Source organism: Pleomorphomonas sp. PLEO (assembly GCF_041320595.1).
Classification (GTDB): Bacteria; Pseudomonadota; Alphaproteobacteria; order Rhizobiales; family Pleomorphomonadaceae; genus Pleomorphomonas.
Map to the genome: position 1 here is coordinate 1,220,447 of NZ_CP166625.1, position 19,463 is coordinate 1,239,909.

Genomic DNA, 19,463 nt, shown 5'->3' on the forward strand with positions numbered 1-19,463 from the left:
CTTCGTCGGAAGCGCCGTTGGAAGCGGCGGTGCATCCGCCGGGTGACCCGAGTGTTCGCCGAACTGGGGGACGCCTCAGGCCGGTCCATGAAGGTTCCGAATTGGTTTGGCTAGGCAGCCGCTCTTCAATCTGGCCGGTGCGGCTTGATCGGCGGGGACTCTGGGAAAGAGAAGTATGTTCGAAAGAGACTCCACCATCGGCACCATGAGTGCTCAGGTCGCGCGAATCATCGGCACCCGCATCGTTTCAGGCGAATTCGGCCCCGGCGACTCGCTGCCGATCGAAGCCGAGCTTTGCCAAGAGTATGGGGTCAGCCGCTCGACGGTGCGCGAGGCGGTGAAGAATCTCGCGGCCAAACGGCTGATCGAGGTGGCGCCCAAAGTCGGAACGCGGGTTCTGCCCTTCGCCGACTGGAACCTGCTTGACCCCGACGTGCTCTCCTGGCGCCTCAGCGCCCAGTTCGACGAGCAGATCATCGAGGATCTCTACGAGGTGCGGCAGTGCTTCGAGCCGCGTGCCTGCTATCTCTCCGCCCGCTACGCCACCACCGAGGACCACGATCGCATCAGCCGGCGCTATACGGACATGGTTTCGATGCTGGATCAGGCGCCGCTCGCCGCCGGTGCCGAAAGCGAGTTCCACCTCGCCATCATCGCGGCGACGCACAACGGCCTGTTCGTCACCATCGGGGGCGCCGTCAAGACGGCGCTCAAGGCATCCTTCAGCCTGACGCAGAAGGATGCCAGCGGCACGCCGATCGACCTCGCCCCCTATGAGGAGGTTCTGTCGGCCATCCTGGTGCGCGATGGCGAGCGCGCCGAGGCGGCGATGCGGCGGCTCTTGGACCTGTCGCGCCAACGTGTCCTGAAGGCGGTCGCCCATAATCGCGAGCGCAGCCGCGGCTGGCGCTGATTTGTAAAGTCAAAGCCCGAGCCAGCCGACCGACTTTTTCTCAGCCTCGTCCTTTGCTTCGGCGTAGCCGGCGTCGGCGTAGCGGATGACGCCCAGCGACGTGTCGTTGGTGAGCGACAGTTCGAGGCGACGGTCGGCCGCGGCGGTGCCATCGGCAACCAGCGTCACGCCGGCCGAGGTCATGAAGCCGGCATAGCCGCCGCCGCCCGAATGGACGACCACGAGGTCGGCCATCGATGAACAGAGCAGCATGGCGTCGATCAGCGGCCAGTCGGCGATGGCGTCGGAGCCGTCCTTCATCTTCTCGGTCATGATGTTGGGGTGGGCCATGGCGCCGGCGTCGAGGTGATCGCGCGAGAAGGCGACCGGCCCCTTCAGCGCGCCGTCCCGCACCATCGCATTGACGGCGAGCGCCAGCTCGGTACGTGCGCCGTGGCCGAGCCAGGCGATGCGGGCCGGTAATCCCTCGAAGGGGACGTTTTCCCGCGCCAGCTTGATCCAGTTGCCGACGATGCGGTCGTCGGGGAATAGCTCCAGCACCTTGTCGTCGATCCTGGCGATATCCTGGGGGTCGCCGGAAAGCGCCATCCAGCGGAACGGGCCGATCGCTCTTGCGAACAGCGGTCGTAGGTAGGCCTCGGTGAAGATCGGAATATCGAAGGCATTGGCAACGCCGCCATCACGGGCGTGGGTGCGGATAAGGTTGCCGTTGTCGAACACCTCGGCGCCGGCCTTTTGAAAATCGAGCATGGCCGAGACGTGGACGGTAATGGCGGCGCGGCTTTCGGCCATCAAGGTCGCCGGATCGGTCTTGCGCAGGGCTCGCGCCTCGGTGAGCGTGCGGGTGTTGGGAACGTAGCCGTAGACAAGGTCGTGGGCGGCGGTCTGGTCGGTGACGACGTCGGGAATGATGCCGCGGCGAAAGATCTCCGGATAGACGTCAGCGGCGTTGGCGACGAGGCCGACCGATAGAGCGCGTCCTTCCGCCTTGGCAGCGAGCACCATGGCAAGAGCGGCATCGAGGTCGGGCGCGATGGCGTCGAGATAGCCGATCGCCTTGCGCTTTTCCGCCCTTTCCGGATCGATGTCGACGCAAAGGATGCTCGCACCGGCCATGCGGCCGGCCAGCGGCTGCGAACCGCCCATGCCGCCGAGGCCGGCGGTCAGCACGAAGCGACCCTTCAGTGTGCCACCGAAGCGTTTTTCGGCGATGCGCATGAAGATCTCGTAGGTGCCCTGGATGACGCCCTGGCTGCCGATGTACTGCCAGGCGCCGGCCGTCAGTCCGCCCCAGCAGATCAGGCCCTTTTCCTGCAGCTCATAGAACACCTCGGCCTTGGCCCATTGTCCGACGATGTTGCAGTTGGCCATGATGACCAGCGGCGCTTCAGCGTGCGTCCTGAGAAGGCCGACCGGCTTGCCCGACTGGATCAGCAGCGTCTGATCCTCGTCCATCGTCTTCAGTGTCTCGACGATCCTGTCGTGTGCCGCCCAGTTGCGGGCGGCGCGACCGAGCGAGGCGTAGACGATCAGATTGTCCGGGTCTTCGCCCACCGACAGCACGTTTTCGAGAAGGCGCAGCAGCGCCTCCTGCCGCCAGCCCTTGGCGCGCAAGGTGGAGCCGCCGGGCGTCGGAAAGCGGGGATTGGCCATGATCGTTCCCTCCCTCAGACAGTGGCGCCGAGCGCATAGCGGGCGATATCGATGCCCATCGCCTTTTCCACCGGCGGGTAGACGGTGGGGTCGAGCACCGAGGAGCCCAGCGGAATCAGCGTTTTCGGCACATGCAGCACGAAGATGGTCATGCCCTCTTCGAGCTGGCCGACCGACAGCGGCTCGCCGGCGGTGTTGAGCGTGGTGATGACGTCGGGGAAGGTGGCGATGCGTCGTCCGTCGGCGTCGTCGACCGCCATGTATTCATTCATGACGTGGAGCGTCGTCGCTCGCTTGCCGCTTTCGAGCGTCACCGTGCCGATGTCGAAGGCTTCCTTGGTGTAGACGACCGCCTTCCTGGTGATGCGGCCCTCGGAGAGCAGCGTGCCGCCGGTGGTCTTGAGGATGGCGTCGATCACCGCCGCGCCGCCCTTGTCCTCGGCGTCGAGGATAGCCTCGCCGAGGGCGAGCGCCATGGATATGCCGCCCAGCGCCGCGTTGGCCTTAACGTAGGCGGCGGTGACGGGCGCGCGGCAGGAGGCGATGAAGCCGCCGGACATGTCGGAGGCGGTGCGCAGGATTGGCGACACCTTGGCGGTGGCGCCGCGCACCACGAGTTCTATGTAGCGGTTCTCAGCGCGGTTGCCGCCGACGGCGGTTTGTATGGTCGGTGTCGGCGAGCCGGCAAGGCCGATCGAGCCCATGTCGCCGGTGGGGTGCGCACGAATGTCGCCGACGGCGTCGACCACCTTGGCGCCGAGCGCCACGGCCGGCAGCCAGCCATTCAGCGTCGACGAGCGGCCGTTCTGACCGACCATGAAGCCGGCGATTGTCTTGCCCAGCGCTTCCTGCAGCAATTGGGCGGCCTTGACGTAGTCGATGCCCTGCATCTCCCAGGGAGTTGTGCCGGCCGGCGCACCGATGGCCGCCGCCGTGGCGACGATCGCCTCGGGGTCGAGTTCGTTGACCGAGACCAGCTCCGGCTTGCCCATGCGGACGGCGGCGCCCCCCAGCATCAAGCCGTGGTCGACCCAGCCGCCGCCACCGGCGGCGTAGACCGAGCCGCCGCGCACGGCGGCCTCGACGTCGCTGAGCGTGAGAATGCGGCCCATGGGTTCACTCCGTATCTTGGCGCGCGTCGAGGCGCCGGATGGTTTCGATCAGCACATCGGTGCCGAGGGCAATCGCCGAGGGCTCCGCCCATTCGTCGGGGGAATGGCTGCGGCCGCCCCGGCAGGGGACGAACAGCATGGCGGCCGGCGCGATGCGCGCGAAGAACGCCATGTCGTGGCCGGCACCGGAGGCCATGCGGTGATGCGTGGCACCGGCCGCCTCGGCGGATGTTTCCAACAGCGAGACCAGTGCCGGATCTGAGGGCGTCGGTTGATTGTCGGACACGAGGCGCGGTTCGGCGATTGTGATGGCGCGACGGGCTGCTACCTCGGCCACGACGCGCGTGAGGTCGGTGAGGAAGGCGTCCATATCGGCGCGACGCTCGGCGCGGGCGTCGATCAGCATGCGAGCCGACGACGGTATGACATTGGCGGCGCCGGGCAGGATGGAGAATTCGCCGACGGTGGCCGCGAAATGGGCATCGCCTCGCGACCGTTCCAGCGCCAGCTGCTCGACGGCGGTCACCAGATCGGCGGCGGCGACCAGCGCGTCGGCCCGCGCCGTCATCGGCGTGGTACCGGCATGGTCGGCTCTACCGGTGACGATAATCTCGACACGGGTGATGCCGGCAATGGCCGTAACGATGCCGACGTCCAAGTGATCGGCCTCGAGTACTGGTCCTTGCTCGATATGCAACTCCAGGAAGGCGGCGATATCGGATCGCCTGGCGTCCTTGAGGTGGGCGGGGTCGCCGCCCACGTCTTTGATGCCCTCGGAAAGGGCAAGACCGTCGGCGGTGCGGTCCAGCCAGTCCTCCGGCAAAACGCCGGCGATGGCCCGGGAGCCAATGCAGGAGACGCCGAAGATCGACACTTCCTCGGCGAGGCAGTCGATCACCTCGAGATCATGGTCGAGCTCAATACCGCGTTCGTTGAGGACGCGCACGATTTCCAGCCCGGCGATGACGCCGGCAATGCCGTCGAACCGGCCACCGTCCGGCACCGTGTCCGAATGCGAGCCGACGGCGAGCACGCCTTTACCAGGCACGCGTCCTGGCCGGCGACCGATCATGTTGCCGGCGGCGTCGATACGCACTGTCAGGCCGGCATCGACCATCGCTTTTTCGACATGCGCGCGTCCGTCGAGGAAGCGTGGCGTGAACGCACGGCGCGTCCAGGGACGATCGGGATCGGTCAGCGCGGCCAGCGCGTCGATATCGACGGCGATGCGGTCAGCGCGGGCGAGGCGGTTGGTCATTGCGAAATCACCCGCGTCAATGGCGGTCGCACGAAACGACCACGACCGGGCTCGGCGACCACCGTCGTTCCATCGAACACGCCTTCGCCCCGGTTGTAGGTGGCAGCGACGCGCCAGGGCAGTGTCATGCCGTTATAGGGCGACCAGCCGACCACGGTGTTGCCGCTCTTCTCGGCATCGTAGACATAGGGTTCCGGCGTCATCACCACGATATCGGCATCGCGGCCGACGGCGAGCGCCCCCTTGACGTGATCAATGTGGAAATGGCGGGCCGGGTTTTGTGCCATCAGCCGCGCCGCCCAGGTGAGCGGTATGCCGCGCTCCAGTGCGCCCTTGACGAACAGCGGCAGCATCGCCTCGAGGCCGGGGGCGCCGGAGGCGTTCTTCAGCATGTCCGGATCGGTCTTGCGCTCTTCCGACCAGGCGACATGGTCGGTGGAGACCAGCCAGACGTTTCCGGCGGCGACGTGGCGCCACAGCGTCTCCACCTCGGCACGCGGTCGGATCGGTGGGTTGATCTTGGCCTTGCCGCCAAGGCGGGCAACGTCGTGTTCTTCATCGAGCGTCAGGTAATGGATGCAGGCCTCGGCTGTCGCCCTATGGCCTTCGGCGCGGTAGCGGGCGGCAAGCTCATAGCCGCGCCCCACCGAACAATGGACGACGTGGGCGTCGCAGCCGGTGGCGGCGCCGATCTCATAGATCTCGGCCATGGCCAGCGTCTCGGTGATCGGCGGTCGGGAGAGGCCGTGGGCACGCCAGTCGGTGATGCCAGCCGCCAGCACCTTGGCCATGTAGGCTTCGACAGCCTCGTGGTTCTCATTGTGAACGCCGGCGGTGAGGCCGAAAGGGGCGATCGCTGCGAAGGCGTCGTAGAGCATTTCGGGCGGGATGCGGGGAAAGCGCGTCGGGTGGGTGCCGAAGGTCGAGAACTTGAAGGCGGCGACGCCGGCTTCGATCATCTCGGGTATTCGGCTTGTACCCTCCGCGGGGTCAATGGTGCCGTGCAGCGCGAAGTCGACGCGTGCCTGACTTTCCGCATGGGCGACCTTGCGTTTGACGGCATCGGCCGAGTTGACGACGTCGCCTTCGTCATAGGGCATGTCGACTATGGTGGTGACGCCGCCGGCCGCCGCTGCTCGTGTCGACCAGATGAAGTCTTCCTGCCCCTTCTGGCTGAGCGAATGCACTTGGGCGTCGATGGCGCCGGGCAGGATCAGCGCCTCGCCGAGGTCGTGGCGGATGTGGGCTGCCGGGGCGACGCCCTGGCCGACCATTATGATCTTGCCGGCTGAAACGGCGACGAAGCCGCGCGGCACCAGCTCGCCCGGCAGAACCAGCGTGCCGGCGAGGACGAGGTCGAAATCGGACATGGCTCAGGTCTCCATCTGCGGGCGGGCGCCGCGCCGTTTTGCCGCGTTGCGCGCCACGGCCTGGAAGCTGTCGGAAATCAGCACCGCCAGGATGCCGGTGATGACGCCACCCTGGACGATGAAGGCGAGATTGTTGGACAGGAGGCCGGCGACGATCACTTCGCCGAGCCCCTTGGCAGCCACCGTCGAGCCGATGGTGGCCGTGGCGAGGCCGATGACGGCCGACAGGCGGATACCCTCGATGATCAATGGCATGGCGAGCGGCAGTTCGACCTTCAAGAGGCGCTGGCGGTTGGTCATGCCCATCGCCGACGCGGCCTCGACAACGGCGGGCGGCAGCGTCGACAGGCCGACGAGCGTATTCTCGAAGATTGGCAACAGGCCATAGAGGAACAGCGCCATGCGCGTTGGCGCTTCGCCAAAACCCATGGCCGGCACCGACAGCGCCAGGACGGCTACCGGCGGGAAGGTCTGGCCGATGTTGACCACGGCGCGCGACAGGGCGAGGAACTCCATGCCGGCCGGCCTCGTGACGAAGATGGCGAGGCCGACCGCCACGACGGCGGCGGCCAGCGTCGAGACGCCGACGGTGAACAGGTGCGACAGCGTCAGGTCGATCAGGCTGCCCTGATTGTAGATCGGTGGCGCGCCATTTTCGGTCAACGGTGCCAGCAGTCCGGCGAAGCGATCCGGCGCCAGCAGGAAGGTGATGAGCGCCAGAAAGACGATCAGTCGCAGGATGTTGCCAAGACGGAACAGGTCGCGGTTCATTGCGGCCGCGCCGCCCGTCCGGCGATGCTGTCAAGGCTGACGCGGCCGATCGGCGCGCCAGCGGCATCGACCACCGGCGCGGCCTTGCGGCCAGACCAAAGCAGTGCGCCGAGGCCTTCGTAGAGGCTGGCGTCGGCGTTGAGTGGCGCGCCATCGGCTTCGCCCGGTTCGACCGCCGAGCCCACCGCGCCGAGCGTCAGGTAGTGGAACGGCCGATCGAGCGCGCCGATCAGGTCGTCGACGAAACCGTCGGCCGGGCGGGCGAGAATGTCGGCGGCCGGCGCGTATTGCTTCAGGCGGCCGCCATCCATGACGGCGATACGGTCGCCGAGGTGGACCGCCTCGGCCATGTCGTGGGTGACCAGCAGGATGGTGGTGCCAGTGCGGCGCTGGATGGCCTTGAGGTCGGTTTGCGCCTTGGCGCGGATGATCGGGTCGAGCGCGCCGAACGGTTCGTCCATCAGGAGCAGGGCGGGTTTGGCCGCCATCGCCCGGGCGACGCCGACGCGCTGCTGTTGACCGCCGGACAGTTCATGCGGATATCGGTTGGCGAACTGATCGTGATCGAGCTGGAACAGCTCCATCAACTCTTCGACCCGCGCTGCGACCTTTTTCCGATCCCAGCCGAGCAGCATCGGCACGGTGGCAATGTTGCGCGCGACGGTCCAGTGCGGGAACAGGCCGTGGTTCTGGATGGCATAGCCGATGGAGCGACGAAGTTCGTAGGCCGGCAGCCCCGACACGTCACGTCCTTCGATGAAGACGCGGCCTTCGGTCGGCTCGATCAGCCGGTTGACCATGCGCAACAGCGTCGACTTGCCCGAGCCGGATGTGCCGACGATGACGGTGATGGTGCCGGACTCGATTACCATGTTGACGTCGTTGACGACGGCGATGTCGCCATAGACCTTGGTGAGATGGCTGAGTTCGATCATGCCTTGCCTCCGCCGGAAATCTCGATAACGGCGTCAAGCACGACGGCGGCGGCGAAGGCCAACGCCACCGGTGGCAGTGCGCCGAGCAGGATGAGGTCGGTGGCCGTCTGGCCGAGCCCCTGGAACAGGAAAACGCCGAAGCCGCCGCCGCCGATCAGCGCCGCTATCGTGGCAAGGCCGATGTTCTGGACGAGGACGATGCGGATGCCGGTGAGAACTACCGGCAGGGCCAGCGGTATTTCCACCTGGAAGAGCCGCTGACGTTCGGTGAGACCCATGCCGCGCGCGGCGTCGACCACGGCGCGCGACACGCCGGAAAGGCCGACCACGGTGTTGGCGACCATCGGCAGCAACGAATAGAGGAACAGTGCCAGGAAGGCCGGCGCCATGCCGATGCCGCGAATGCCGAGGGCATGCCCGCCCGGTATGTTGGCGGCGATCCAGCCGAGCGGAGCGATCAGGATGCCGAATAGCGCCATCGACGGGATGGTCTGGATGATGTTGAGGACGTTGATCAACGGGTCGCGGACGGCGCGAACCTGATAGGCGAGGACGCCGAGTGGCAGGCCGACGGCGAGGGCGGCGGCGAGCGATCCGGCGGCAAGTATCAGGTGCGTGCCCGCTTCGCGCCAGAATACGTCGGCGCGGCTACGATATTCGGCCAGCAGTGACAGGTGGCTCCAGGCGCCCGAGGCGAGGAGGGCGGCAATCAGCCCCGCAGTGACGACGAGGGCAATGAGCCGGCTGACCGGACCGAGCTTCAGCCGCACCATGGCATCTGTGACCAGCATGGCGGTGGCAAACAGGGCGAGCCAGAAGCCGCTGGCCGGTGCGATGCGGGCGTAGGTGTCGCCCTCCGGCGTCAGATGGGCACCGGCGGCACCGGCTCCGAGAGCCAGGGCGGCGAGGGCCAACGCGCCCAGGGCGAGGCGGAACGTAGGCCAGCGGCTCGCCACGGCCGTCACCAGGGCGGCGACCAACACGACGGCGACCGACACGGCGACGAGCACAGGCAGCGCATCGAACAGTCTGAGCCCGTTTCCCGAGGCGATGCGGTTTGCCCGGAAGGTGACGAAAGGCAGCGCCAGTGACCCGGCGACGAGGATGGCGATGACGACGCCGAGACGGTCGACCCGCGGCGTGGCGGTCCCGTCCATTTCGGCGTCTGCGAGCGTCGTCATGGCAATCCTCGAAAAAGGGGAGAGCGGAGGGGCGAGGCTCCTCCGCCGGAGGTTTTGTTACTTCAGGAAGCCCTTGGACTTCAGATAGTCCTCGGCGACCGCCTTGGCCGGCTCGCCGCCGATCTGGACGCGGGCGTTGAGGGTCTGCAGCGTCACGAGATCGAGGCTCTCGAAGATCGGCTTCAGCGTGTCGGCGATCGCCGGGTTGGCCTTCAGCACCTCTTCGCGGACGATGGCGGTCGGCTGGTAGACCGGCTGCACGGCCTTGTCGTCATTGAGTACCACGAGGCCGGACGGGGCGATGGCGCCGTCGGTGCCGTAGACCATGGCGGCGTTGGCACCATTGGTCTGGTCGGCCGCCGCCTTGATGGTGGCCGCCGTGTCACCGCCGGACAGCACGATCAACTGCTCGGGCGTCAGCTTGAAGCCATAGGTGGTCTGGAAGGATGGCAGCGCCGAGGCCGAATTGACGAACTCGGCCGAGCCGGCCAGCTTGACCTCGCCGCCCTTGGTCACCCAGGCGCCGAAGTCGCTGAGCGACTTGACGCCGGCCTTGTCGGCGACGTCCTTGCGCAGCGCGATAGCCCAGGTGTTGTTGGCCGGCGACGGCGTCAGCCAGACGATCTTGTTGGCGTCATAATCGAGCTTCTTGGCTTCCTCAAAGGCCTTGGCGGCATCCTTCCACAGCGGGTCGTCGGCCTTGTTGAAGAAGAAGGCGGCGTTGCCCGTGTACTCGGGATAAATGTCGATCTCGCCGGCCGTGATGGCCTTGCGCACCACCGGCGTGCCGCCGAGCTGGATGCGATCCTCGACCTCGATGCCGGAATTCTGAAGGGCAAGCAGAATAATATTGCCGATAACGCCGCCTTCGGTGTCGATCTTCGAGGACACCACGACCTTTGCATCGGCTGTGCCGGCGAAAAAGCCGAGGGCAAGCGCGGCGGCAGCGTATTTCAAATGGGTCATCACTGTTCTCCTGGCTGGTAGCGGGTAATCCCGTTCTATTTTTTCAGTCTTCACCGGCCATTGAGAGGCACGGCATTCTCAGGCGCTGTCGAAAATAGCAAAAAAGCCGTCGAAATCTGGCAGTGGTGAAGTTTTCCCGAACTCGGCGATCCGCGCCGGGGAGGCCAGATCGGCGGCAATCGCTTCGATCTCCTGCGACAGTTGCCGATCACGATCATGCGGTGCGGCAAGGCGACGCACAGCGGTATAGACGCGGCCGGCAAGGCCTTCGGGGCGAAGACCGGCCACGTCGAGAGCGGCGGCGGCGATCAGCGCTTCGAGCGCCGCCAACAGGTCCAGCGCGTCGAGCGCGCGGGAAAGGTTTTCAACGGCGAGCGGCAGGAAGGTCGCCTCGTCTTCCAAACCATCGGCGACCACAACCGGTTCCGTCGATACCGGCATGGTGAGGTGGCGGACACGGGCGAACAGTTCGCCCGCCAGCTTCAGCACTGGACCAAAACCGGTCATCGTTGCGCCCGGCGCCACGAGGTTTACTGGCAGGTTCACGAGCCGGCCGTTGACGAGGAGGATGCAGCGGTTCATGGCATTGCGCGCCAGATGAGCGAGGGCCAGTGCCGCGCCTTCGATGGCGAGCGTCAGGTCGAGCGGCATCGATCCGCCCGAAGACAGAATGGTGCCGCCGATCAACACCGGGTTGTCGTCGTTGCGGGCCGTATCGGCAACAGCGACACGGCCGGCGGCTTCCACGGCATCGATCGCAGCGGCGAACACCTGCGGCATCATGCGCAAGCTCAGCGGGTCATGGATGCGATCGCCGGGTGGAATGGCCGATTCGGTTCGGGCGGTATCGAGCCAGCGACCGATTTCCGCCTGGCGAGGCGTGCCGAGAACGGTGGCGGCCAGCGCAGGCGCCGGCAGTGAGCCGGCTGCCGATGCCGCGGCAAGTCCCGTCGCCATCAAAGTGCGCAGCGTACCGGCGGCGCGACCGATGGCCGACGCGGCGAGCGCCACGCCAGCCGCATTGGAGCTCAAGGCCGCGAGACTGTCCTTGACGCCGCATTCGTGGATCGTCAGGCCGGCCCTGGCGATGGCTTCGGAGGCCGGCAACCGGACACCGGCGAGCATCGCCTCGCCCTCTCCGGCAAGCGCTGCGCCCACCTGCCCCATCAAGCCAATGTCGCCGGTCCCAAGCGAGCCGATCGGCCGAAGCAGAGGGGTCAATCCGGCATTCAGCCAGGCAACCAGCTGACGGACGAGGCCGGGCGTCGAGCCGGTGTGGCCGGCGAGCATGGTGTTGGCGCGGATCGCCATGGCAAGGCGAGTGACCGTTACCGGCAGCGGCGTGCCGACGCCGAAGGAATGGGCGATGACGAGGTCGGCGTTGAAGCGGGCGAGATCTTGCGGCGACGGCGTCCAGTCCTTCATGGCGCCAACGCCGGTGTTGGCACCGTAGACGATGGCGCCGGAAGCCAGGGCTTCCTCGAAGGCCGCCCGAGCGGCGGCGACGGCGGCCAGCGCCCCTTCGTCGATCACCACGGCGTCGGCCCCGGTCGACAGACGGCGTATCGCCGTGAAATGCAGCGGCTTGCCATCAAGCACCACGGCACCGACACCCGCTGCCACCGCTTCCAGCACGGCAAGGCCCGTCGATGTACCTTCGGGGATTTCGGAAGAAGACAATTCGGACACGCTCGTTACCTTTCGCCGGCGAGGATAGGCCAAGGTTGCGAGGGCAGGGATATCCCTATATCTGAACAGCCTATGTCTGGCTTCTGGCGCTGCCTCGGACTTGGTCACTCGCTCGGATCTGCCGCTTATGGATACAGCAGCCCTCATCATTTGCGATAGCGTTTTGCGCATGGCATCGCTCAGAGGCGCGGCACGGGCACTCGAACGACCGATTGGAAGTGTGGCGGCAGCCTTCCGACGGGTGGAGGCGGCGCTCGCCGTCGATCTAGCCTTCGCTGCCGGCTCCAGTCTGACCTTCACATTCGAAGCACGCCGCATCGGGACGGATCTCTCTCACATCGCTAGCCTCGCCATGAAGATCGCGCGCGGCGACGAACTGGAAGAGGGACGTCGGCTGGCCGCCGCTCGCCCGCTGTCTCTTCTGGCGCTTCAGCACCTCGTCGACACGCTCGACGCCGGCAGTATCCGCACGGCGGCTCGACGCCTCGGCATTGGCCAGCCGCAGTTGTCGCGCCAACTCGCCCACCTGGAAGACAAGCTCGGGACACGGCTGCTCGATCGGAGCGCCGAGGGATGCCGACCAACGGCGGACGGGGAAAGGGTGGCGGCGCTGGCGTCCGAACTCCTCGCGCGTTGGACCTTGCTCACCAGCACATCGGCGCGTGACTTCCGGCGACAGATCACCACGCTCCGGCTGGGCAGCATCGTGCCGCTCGGCCACGAGAGCCAGATCGCCCGCATGCTGGCCGACCTCGTCGCAGTCTGGCGGCAACCGGGGCGGCGCAGCCACCTGATGCTGAAGAGCTCGACGGCCGAGGAGCTGATCTCCGAACTGAAGGCGGGGCGGCTCGATTTCGTTCTCGTCGACATGGTGATCGCAAGCGACGATCTCCAGGGTATCGAGATCGATCGCTCCCGCCTGGCTGTGGTCGGGCCGGTCGGCTTCCGGGAGCGTTGTCGTGATCCGGTGGAAGCTTTGCGCCGCGAGCCGGTGGCGGTACCCACCGCTCGGTCAGGTTTGCGCCGCGCCGTCCACGATCTGCTCGATGCCGGCGGCGAACGCAGTGACCAGACGCCCGCCAACTTCACCGAGATCGATTCGATCCCGGTGATCATCAACCTGGTGCGTGAGCATGGCTATCTCTCCGTGCTGCCCAAGGTCTCGGTTGATGGCGTCATCGGCGGCATCGAGGCGGTGGAACTGTCCGCCGCCTTCGACTTGCCCATCTGCCTTGCCTGGGTGAAGGCCCGCGACCTCGGACAGATCGCCGCTGAGATCATCCGGGATATAAGGAGCTGAACCTGCTCAGGCCGCGGATGTGTCCGTCGCATCGACCTCCGCCGCGTCGGCCTCCGCGTAATAGCGGCCGATGCGCTCGACCTCGCTCTTCGAGCCGAGGATCACGCTGGTGCGCTGGTGCAGCCGCTCGGGCATGATATCCAGGATTCGCTCGCGGCCGGTTGTGGCGAGGCCGCCGGCTTGCTCGATGATAAAAGCCATCGGGTTGGCCTCGTAAAGCAGGCGCAGATGTCCACCGCGCGGGGCATTCTCGCTATCCACCGGATACATGAAAACGCCGCCGCGCATCAGGATGCGATGCACTTCCGCCACCATGGAGGCGATCCAGCGGGTATTGAACCGCTTGCCGCGCGGCCCTTCCGGCCCCGCGACGCATTCGCGGACATAGCGGTGGATCGGCTCGGGCCAGTAACGCTCGCGCGAGGCGTTGATCGCATATTCGGCCGTATCGTCGGGGACGCGCATGTTCGGATGGGTGAGGACGAAGACGCCGATGTTGTGGTCGAGCGTGAAGCCGTTGACGCCGTGGCCGCTGGTCAACACCATCATGGTCGATGAGCCATAGATGGTGTAGCCGGCCGCCACCTGTTTCACGCCGGGCTGCAGGTAGCCTCGCTCGTCGGAGGGGTCGACGCCGTCGGGCAGGCGCAGGATGGAGAAAATGCTGCCGACCGCCACGTTGACGCCGATGTTGGACGAGCCATCGATCGGGTCGAACAGCAGGAGATAACGGCCGTCGGAGCCGCGCGACATGTAGGCGTTATCGAGTTCCTCGGAGGCGACGCCGGCCCAGTTGCCGCTCTGGTCGATCATGTAAAGGAAGATGTCGTTGGCCAGAACGTCCAGTTCCTTCTGCTCTTCGCCCTGCACGTTGCGCGAGCCGGCGTAGCCCATGGTGCCGGCCATGGCGCCGCGGTTCACCTCGTTGGAGATCGTTTTGCAGGTGGTGCAGATGTCGGTCATCAGCGCGGTGAAGATGCCACTGCCGCCAAGGCGGCGCTGCTCCTGCACCAGGAAGAGCGGCAGGGTAATGCGTCTATAGGTCATGGTCTCTCCTGTCGGCGGGAAAGGGCTGGTCGTCTCGGTGTATCGTTTTCAGGAACTGGATGGGCTGAAAGAAGGCATCTGCTGTTGGTTTGTGCCTCAAATAAAATCATCCGAGCCAACCGTCTTTCGGCGGCGTTTCCTTAGTTGGTAAAGCTCATAGCCGAGATAATAGCCTCGCTATATTTCAGACCAAGCTATCCATTGGGCGAAATAGCCATGAAACAGGGTGATGCATGGCACATATACGAAAAATGGATGGCTCGTGCTTGTAACTGTCTTTAACTCATCCATAATGAGGAAATCGACGCAGGAACGACTTTCAAACGTCCGTTGGGACGCTATGCTTCCCCGGCATTCCACTTTCGGAGCCGACCATGCTCGTACTCGACGCCACCGCCACCGCGTCCGCCCTTGATTATCCGACGCTGATCGCCGGACTGCGGCGGATATTCGCCGCCGGCGTCACGGCGCCGCTTCGCCATGCTCACGGCCTGCCGCGGGCGGGTGAGCCGGATGCCACGTTGTTGATGATGCCGGCCTGGATGGGCGACGGCAGCCACGGCGGTGTGAAGATCGTCAATGTCGTGCCGGGCAACGCCAAGCGCGGCCTGCCGGCGGTGACGGCGAGCTATCTGCTGTTCGATGAGACGACCGGCGCCCATGTGGCGCTGTTTGATGGCGCGGCACTGACCGGCCGGCGCACGGCGGCGGCCTCGGCGCTCGCCGCCTCCTATCTGGCGCGCAGCGATGCCCGCACGCTCCTAGTGGTCGGGGCGGGGCATGTCGGCTCGGAGATACCGGCCGCCTATCGCGCCGTGCTGCCGATCGACAAGGTTCTGGTGTGGAATCCGACGCCAGCGCGGGCCGAGCGGTTGGTCGCCAATCTCGGGAGACAGGGCATCGACGCGGAAGCACGGACCGATCTCGAAGCGGCGGTTGGCGAGGCGGATATCATCTCCTGCGCCACGCTTTCGACAGCGCCACTGATCAAGGGCGACTGGCTGAAACCCGGCCAGCATCTCGATCTGGTCGGTTCGTTCACGCCTGAGATGCGCGAAGCGGACGATCAGGCGCTGGCGCGCGGCCGGGTGTTTGTCGACGGGCCGGCGGCGGTGATCGAATCGGGCGATATCAAGGGGGCGATGGCGTCGGGGGCGCTGAAGGAAATCGCCGGCACGCTCTATGATCTTTGCGGCGACCGGGTCGAAGGGCGTCGTTCAGCGGCCGATATAACGGTGTTCAAGTCGGTCGGCCTCGCCGTCGAGGATCTCGCCGCCGCTCGTGTCGCTCTGGCGGCGCGGCGGCAGGATTGACGTTTCGCCGAACAGCCTGCCGGCCGACTTTAGGTCGATGACTGCCTTGACCGGCAGGTGGTCGGACGCCCGGCGGGCGACCGGGCTGTCGTGAACGGCGAAATCGGCGACCAGCCCGTCGGGCCAGCCGAAGATGCGATCAAGCGGAAACACCGGCCGGCGCGAGGGAAAGCTCGGCACGGCGTTACTCGTCTGGAACAGCGGCGACAGCCGCTCGAGCGGCGAATTGGTTCGGCCGGGTCGCCATTCGTTGAAATCTCCGCAGAGCAGCGTCGGCATCGGCTCGCGCGCCTCGAGATGGGAGCGCAGGCGCTCCATCTGCAAGCGGCGGGTACGGCTCAACAGGCCGAGATGGGCGGCGACGACGCGCAGGTGGCGGCCGCCGATGTCGAATTCGGCCAGCACCGCGCCGCGCGGTTCGGCATGCGGCAGGTGAATGCGCTCGGCGCGGAGCACGGTGCCACGCCGGTAGAACAGGGCGTTGCCGTGCCAGCCGTGGCTCATCGGTCGGGCGGCGACCGGCACCAGCGTCAGGCCGGTTTCCTTTTCCAGTGTGGCGAGGTTGAGCCGGCCCTTGCGGTCGCCCAACCGGCGGTCGGCTTCCTGCAGGGCGATGATGTCGGCGTCGATCTCGGCGATCACCGCTATGGTGCGGGCGGGATCGTAGGTACCGTCGTTGCCGATGGCCTTATGGATGTTGTAGCTGGCGACACGCACGAGATCGCAGCCATCGCAGGCTGTCGAAGCGGCGGCGGCATCCGGAGGCTGGCCGAGCCGTATGAAGCGGCCGACGCCATCAAGCAGTCGGGAAAGGCTGGCAAACTGCCCAGGCATGGTGTTCGAGCCTCGTCGTCCGGCTTCGGGAATCGACTTCGGGAATCTGGGCGCCGGCCCCGGTCCCTATGCGATAACAGCGGAATGGCGGCGAGAAAAGGGCAGGGGCTGCGATAATGCCGCTGGCCGGTGCACGGAACCGCTACCCGTCGAGGTGGTTGTCATGGCGTCCGTGCCGTCCCTCCGCTTTAATGGAGCGCGACGTTCGCAACACGAGGTGACCATGAGCGGTTCCGCTGCGTCGCGTCTGTTCTCGAAATTTGCCTCCACGATCTCGGAGCTGTCTGGCCGGCCGGCAACCTTCGCCATTGCCGTGGGCTTGGTCGCGGTCTGGGCGATTTCCGGCCCGTTCTTCGCCTTTTCCGAGACTTGGCAGCTCGTCATCAACACGTCGACCACCATTATCACCTTCCTGATGGTGTTCGTCCTCCAGAACTCCCAGAACCGCGACGGCAAGGCGCTGCAGGCGAAGATCGACGAACTGATCCTCACCTCGGAGGCCCAGAACAAGTTCGTCGGTATCGAGAAGCTCGACGAGGACGAAATACGCCAAGTCAGCCAGAACCTGGCCGAGAAAGCCGAGGCACTGGAAGACGTCGCCAACAGGGCGGAGGCGCTTGATAATATGACCGAGCAGAAGACGGATTCCCGTTAGCCGGCATGCCATCGGTCCGGCGTCTTTCCCACCGCCGCAGAATCAGCCGTCTCTCCCCGAAAAGTCGGTCATCGTGCAATTGACATCGGCGAGGTCGATACGTATGGTCCGCCCGAATTCGGGCAAGGGGGCCTCGGCCCTTCTGGCATCGGGATTGACGACGTCGGGCTTCGCCCCGTCGGCGGCGCGTCGTGAGGCGCAGACGCCGTGGTGGCATGTCGGCAAGGATGGACCAAATGAAGATCAAGAACTCTCTCCGGGCCCTGATGACCCGCGACCGCAACAATCGGATGGTCCGTCGCAAGGGCCGCATCTACATCATCAACAAGAAGAATCCGCGCTACAAGGCCCGTCAGGGCTGAGGAAGGGCGGGCCGATGGCCTGCCTTGGCGTCAGGATGCACTCGACGATCGCTGCCCGGGAAGGTACCTTCCCGGGTATGCGTGTTTTTGTGCCCTTCGCATTGTTGCTGTTGATCGCCGTTGGACCGGTTGCCGCCGGTGACGGTTTGCCGCCGCCTGTCTCAAGCGGGCGCGAGCGGTTGATGACGGTCGTCCCTGCCGATAAGGCCGGTGAGCTCGATGGCCTGTTTGCGCGCCTTTCCGCCGCCAAGGACCGGACCGAAGCGGCCAGCCTTGAAGGCGAGATTCGCCAGCGCTGGGCGGCGAGCGGCAGCGCCACCGCCGATCTTCTCCTGTCTTGGACGGAAAAAGCGGTGGTCGGCGGCGATGCCGCCGCGGCGCTCGACATTCTCGACGAACTGACGGTACGGCGGCCGACCTTCGCCGAAGCCTATTATCGGCGCGGCACCTTGCATCTTCTGTCCGGCCAGGTGTCGCAGGCGCTCGGCGACTTCCAGACCGTGCTGCGCATCGAGCCGCGCCATTTCCTGGCAATGAAAGAGCTGGCTGTGCTGCTCGAGGATCTCGATGAGCACGATCGGGCGCTTTCGGTGCTCAAACGCCTGCAGGTGGTCGATCCACAGTTCGACGGCCTCAACGAGGCGATCGAGGCCATCGTCGCCGGCAGCCACGGCCGGGATATCTGAGGCTAGGAAAAAAGCCGCCGTCTCAACCGGCCGCCCTTGTCTAGAGGGGAATTTGAGTCGCCCGTGCGTTCTCGGCGCGCTTCCCAACAGGGATCACTTCGCAGAGCTTCCCCGAACACAGCCCTCACGCCACGTCGGCATGAGAAATGGACTCAGCGAGAGTATGCAGGCCAGCAGGACTGCGACCGCCGTGAAAGACATGACCGAAGCCTGCGCGCCCCAGTACTGGGAGAGAACTCCGGCTAGTGCCGAACCGAGCGGATAAAGCGAAAAGGCTATCAACCGACAGGCACTGTTGACACGCCCTTGAAGTCGCTCCGGCACGGACTTGATGCGGTAGGCGAACTGCATCACCGCATACAGGGAGTAGAAGCCAATAATGAGACCATAGACCAAGCCGAGCAATGGCAAGCTCGGCACGAAGATCAGCGCGCCGAAGGCCGCGGCGTGCAGCCAAGTGGTGAAGGCCACGCCTCGCCCGAATCCGTGCAGGCGCAACCAGCGCGGACCGCAAAGCGACCCCAGAACGCTTCCAACGCCTCCGCAAGCGACCGTTGTTCCAATCGACGCATTGCTGGCCCCCAGCGTTTGCCCCAGCGTGATCGCGATGAGCGGCATCGCGGCATTGATGAGGTTGAGGCCTCCCATGATGCAGGCAAGCAGAAGAACGAGGCGGGCACCGATAAGCCACCGAATGCCCTCCGTTATTTCCTCGATCAGAGTTTGACGCGTTGGCAGACGGGCGGGGTTCAGCCCCGTCTTGATGATCGTCAGCAGAAAGAAAGACGCGAGGTAGCAAAGAGCGCCTGCCAAGAGCGTGCCGCCGATCCCCCAAAATTGGTAGACGATCGTGGCAGCGGGAGGCCCCAGAATCATCGCGGTGCCGAAGCCTGCTTCGTTGGTGCTGGACGCGTGAGGTAACAATGCACTGGGCACGACACATGAAAGAACCGCAGCTTCCGCGATGTTGAAGAACACGAACAAGATGCCGTCTATCTGGCAGACAAAGTAAATGTGCCACTGATTGAGGGCGCCGTAATAGGCCGTCAGGGCGAGACCAAAAAAGGCGATCAAACGTCCGAGCTGACACGCCATCATAATGTAACGGCGGTTCCAGCGATCAACCAACGCTCCCAATGGCAAGCTCAGGACGAGGTAAGGCGCGGATCTCAGCACGCCGACAATGCCGGCGGTCGCCAACGATCCCGTGAATTCAAGGATTGCCAGCGGGAAGACGACATTCATGCCGGCGCCAACCAATGTCGACGTCGATTGTGCCGAAAGCAGAAAAATATAATCGCGGATTTTCCAGAGGTTCATAGAGAGGTTTCCCATCCCAGTCTGCTCAGGGAAATCCGCGGAGTGAACCGTCGGCGAAATCCGCCGCTTGCAAGGATCTGCCGCCCGACAATCTGGTC

18 protein-coding genes are annotated in these 19,463 nt (G+C 65.5%); 6 read left to right on the forward strand and 12 right to left on the reverse strand.

Annotation, left to right across the window (positions count from 1 at the left end):
• The first annotated feature begins 175 nt into the window (after positions 1-175).
• Positions 176-913 (forward strand): FadR/GntR family transcriptional regulator, encoded by a 738-nt coding sequence (locus AB6N07_RS05370; RefSeq protein WP_370676781.1) that lies wholly within the window; start codon positions 176-178, stop codon positions 911-913.
• Positions 914-922: 9 nt separating this feature from the next.
• Here AB6N07_RS05370 and AB6N07_RS05375 read toward each other — a convergent pair whose 3' ends face one another.
• The 9 genes from AB6N07_RS05375 to AB6N07_RS05415 form a co-directional block, all read right to left on the reverse strand.
• On the reverse strand, positions 923-2,566 hold the full coding sequence (locus AB6N07_RS05375) for a urocanate hydratase (protein WP_370676782.1): 1,644 nt from the start codon (positions 2,564-2,566) through the stop codon (positions 923-925).
• Between the two features lie 14 nt (positions 2,567-2,580).
• Positions 2,581-3,678 carry a DUF917 domain-containing protein gene (locus tag AB6N07_RS05380; protein ID WP_370676783.1) on the reverse strand — a complete coding sequence of 366 codons (1,098 nt, stop codon included), beginning with the start codon at positions 3,676-3,678 and terminating at the stop codon, positions 2,581-2,583.
• Between the two features lie 4 nt (positions 3,679-3,682).
• Positions 3,683-4,936, reverse strand: coding sequence for a Zn-dependent hydrolase (locus AB6N07_RS05385; RefSeq protein ID WP_370676784.1), 1,254 nt, complete (start codon positions 4,934-4,936; stop codon positions 3,683-3,685).
• On the reverse strand, positions 4,933-6,306 hold the full coding sequence (locus tag AB6N07_RS05390) for a dihydroorotase family protein (protein WP_370676785.1): 1,374 nt from the start codon (positions 6,304-6,306) through the stop codon (positions 4,933-4,935). Before AB6N07_RS05390 ends, AB6N07_RS05385 begins: the two co-directional genes overlap by 4 nt.
• A gap of 3 nt (positions 6,307-6,309) precedes the next feature.
• Positions 6,310-7,077 (reverse strand): ABC transporter permease, encoded by a 768-nt coding sequence (locus AB6N07_RS05395; protein ID WP_370676786.1) that lies wholly within the window; start codon positions 7,075-7,077, stop codon positions 6,310-6,312.
• A complete protein-coding gene (locus tag AB6N07_RS05400) occupies positions 7,074-8,012 on the reverse strand; it encodes an ABC transporter ATP-binding protein (protein WP_370676787.1) in 939 nt (312 codons plus the stop codon). The genes AB6N07_RS05395 and AB6N07_RS05400 overlap by 4 nt, the downstream gene beginning before the upstream one ends.
• Complete coding sequence (locus tag AB6N07_RS05405; RefSeq protein ID WP_370676788.1) at positions 8,009-9,193, reverse strand: ABC transporter permease; 1,185 nt, start codon at positions 9,191-9,193, stop codon at positions 8,009-8,011. The genes AB6N07_RS05400 and AB6N07_RS05405 overlap by 4 nt, the downstream gene beginning before the upstream one ends.
• A 57-nt stretch (positions 9,194-9,250) precedes the next feature.
• Entirely contained in the window at positions 9,251-10,159 is a 909-nt protein-coding gene (locus AB6N07_RS05410) for an ABC transporter substrate-binding protein (RefSeq protein ID WP_370676789.1), read from the reverse strand.
• Positions 10,160-10,237: 78 nt separating this feature from the next.
• Positions 10,238-11,848 carry an aromatic amino acid lyase gene (locus AB6N07_RS05415; RefSeq protein ID WP_370676790.1) on the reverse strand — a complete coding sequence of 537 codons (1,611 nt, stop codon included), beginning with the start codon at positions 11,846-11,848 and terminating at the stop codon, positions 10,238-10,240.
• Between the two features lie 169 nt (positions 11,849-12,017).
• On the opposite strand from AB6N07_RS05415, the gene AB6N07_RS05420 reads away from it, so the two are divergent.
• Complete coding sequence (locus AB6N07_RS05420) at positions 12,018-13,148, forward strand: LysR family transcriptional regulator (RefSeq protein ID WP_370676791.1); 1,131 nt, start codon at positions 12,018-12,020, stop codon at positions 13,146-13,148.
• A gap of 6 nt (positions 13,149-13,154) precedes the next feature.
• Here AB6N07_RS05420 and AB6N07_RS05425 read toward each other — a convergent pair whose 3' ends face one another.
• Positions 13,155-14,195 (reverse strand): class 1 fructose-bisphosphatase, encoded by a 1,041-nt coding sequence (locus tag AB6N07_RS05425; protein ID WP_370676792.1) that lies wholly within the window; start codon positions 14,193-14,195, stop codon positions 13,155-13,157.
• A 374-nt stretch (positions 14,196-14,569) separates the two neighbouring features.
• On the opposite strand from AB6N07_RS05425, the gene AB6N07_RS05430 reads away from it, so the two are divergent.
• Positions 14,570-15,508, forward strand: coding sequence for an ornithine cyclodeaminase family protein (locus AB6N07_RS05430; RefSeq protein WP_370676793.1), 939 nt, complete (start codon positions 14,570-14,572; stop codon positions 15,506-15,508).
• On the opposite strand, the gene AB6N07_RS05435 is transcribed toward AB6N07_RS05430, so the two are convergent.
• Positions 15,413-16,342 carry an endonuclease/exonuclease/phosphatase family protein gene (locus AB6N07_RS05435; protein ID WP_370676794.1) on the reverse strand — a complete coding sequence of 310 codons (930 nt, stop codon included), beginning with the start codon at positions 16,340-16,342 and terminating at the stop codon, positions 15,413-15,415. The two genes, AB6N07_RS05430 and AB6N07_RS05435, sit on opposite strands and share 96 nt — an antisense overlap.
• Positions 16,343-16,565: 223 nt before the next feature.
• Here AB6N07_RS05435 and AB6N07_RS05440 point away from each other — a divergent pair, with 223 nt between their 5' ends.
• From AB6N07_RS05440 to AB6N07_RS05450, 3 genes are all read left to right on the forward strand, one after another.
• The gene (locus AB6N07_RS05440) at positions 16,566-16,997 is read left to right on the forward strand and encodes a low affinity iron permease family protein (RefSeq protein WP_370676795.1); all 432 of its coding nucleotides are present in this window, start codon (positions 16,566-16,568) and stop codon (positions 16,995-16,997) included.
• 236 nt (positions 16,998-17,233) lie between these two features.
• Positions 17,234-17,359 (forward strand): type B 50S ribosomal protein L36, encoded by a 126-nt coding sequence (gene ykgO, locus AB6N07_RS05445; protein WP_026783921.1) that lies wholly within the window; start codon positions 17,234-17,236, stop codon positions 17,357-17,359.
• Positions 17,360-17,373: 14 nt separating this feature from the next.
• Positions 17,374-18,045: a tetratricopeptide repeat protein gene (locus AB6N07_RS05450; RefSeq protein WP_370676796.1), complete on the forward strand. Its 672-nt coding sequence runs from the start codon at positions 17,374-17,376 to the stop codon at positions 18,043-18,045.
• A 93-nt stretch (positions 18,046-18,138) separates the two neighbouring features.
• On the opposite strand, the gene AB6N07_RS05455 is transcribed toward AB6N07_RS05450, so the two are convergent.
• Positions 18,139-19,365, reverse strand: a complete 1,227-nt coding sequence (locus AB6N07_RS05455; RefSeq protein WP_370676797.1) for an MFS transporter — start codon at positions 19,363-19,365, stop codon at positions 18,139-18,141.
• Between the last annotated feature and the right edge of the window lie 98 nt (positions 19,366-19,463).

Excerpts from the sequence above, each read along its gene's own strand:
- AB6N07_RS05370 (WP_370676781.1), top strand. The coding sequence starts at position 176 with ATGTTCGAAAGAGACTCCACCATCGGCACCATGAGTGCTCAGGTCGCG.
- AB6N07_RS05375 (WP_370676782.1), bottom strand. The coding sequence starts at position 2,566 with ATGGCCAATCCCCGCTTTCCGACGCCCGGCGGCTCCACCTTGCGCGCC.
- AB6N07_RS05380 (WP_370676783.1), bottom strand. The coding sequence starts at position 3,678 with ATGGGCCGCATTCTCACGCTCAGCGACGTCGAGGCCGCCGTGCGCGGC.
- AB6N07_RS05385 (WP_370676784.1), bottom strand. The coding sequence starts at position 4,936 with ATGACCAACCGCCTCGCCCGCGCTGACCGCATCGCCGTCGATATCGAC.
- AB6N07_RS05390 (WP_370676785.1), bottom strand. The coding sequence starts at position 6,306 with ATGTCCGATTTCGACCTCGTCCTCGCCGGCACGCTGGTTCTGCCGGGC.
- AB6N07_RS05395 (WP_370676786.1), bottom strand. The coding sequence starts at position 7,077 with ATGAACCGCGACCTGTTCCGTCTTGGCAACATCCTGCGACTGATCGTC.
- AB6N07_RS05400 (WP_370676787.1), bottom strand. The coding sequence starts at position 8,012 with ATGATCGAACTCAGCCATCTCACCAAGGTCTATGGCGACATCGCCGTC.
- AB6N07_RS05405 (WP_370676788.1), bottom strand. The coding sequence starts at position 9,193 with ATGACGACGCTCGCAGACGCCGAAATGGACGGGACCGCCACGCCGCGG.
- AB6N07_RS05410 (WP_370676789.1), bottom strand. The coding sequence starts at position 10,159 with ATGACCCATTTGAAATACGCTGCCGCCGCGCTTGCCCTCGGCTTTTTC.
- AB6N07_RS05420 (WP_370676791.1), top strand. The coding sequence starts at position 12,018 with ATGGCATCGCTCAGAGGCGCGGCACGGGCACTCGAACGACCGATTGGA.
- AB6N07_RS05425 (WP_370676792.1), bottom strand. The coding sequence starts at position 14,195 with ATGACCTATAGACGCATTACCCTGCCGCTCTTCCTGGTGCAGGAGCAG.
- AB6N07_RS05430 (WP_370676793.1), top strand. The coding sequence starts at position 14,570 with ATGCTCGTACTCGACGCCACCGCCACCGCGTCCGCCCTTGATTATCCG.
- AB6N07_RS05435 (WP_370676794.1), bottom strand. The coding sequence starts at position 16,342 with ATGCCTGGGCAGTTTGCCAGCCTTTCCCGACTGCTTGATGGCGTCGGC.
- AB6N07_RS05440 (WP_370676795.1), top strand. The coding sequence starts at position 16,566 with ATGAGCGGTTCCGCTGCGTCGCGTCTGTTCTCGAAATTTGCCTCCACG.
- ykgO (WP_026783921.1), top strand. The coding sequence starts at position 17,234 with ATGAAGATCAAGAACTCTCTCCGGGCCCTGATGACCCGCGACCGCAAC.
- AB6N07_RS05450 (WP_370676796.1), top strand. The coding sequence starts at position 17,374 with ATGGCCTGCCTTGGCGTCAGGATGCACTCGACGATCGCTGCCCGGGAA.
- AB6N07_RS05455 (WP_370676797.1), bottom strand. The coding sequence starts at position 19,365 with ATGAACCTCTGGAAAATCCGCGATTATATTTTTCTGCTTTCGGCACAA.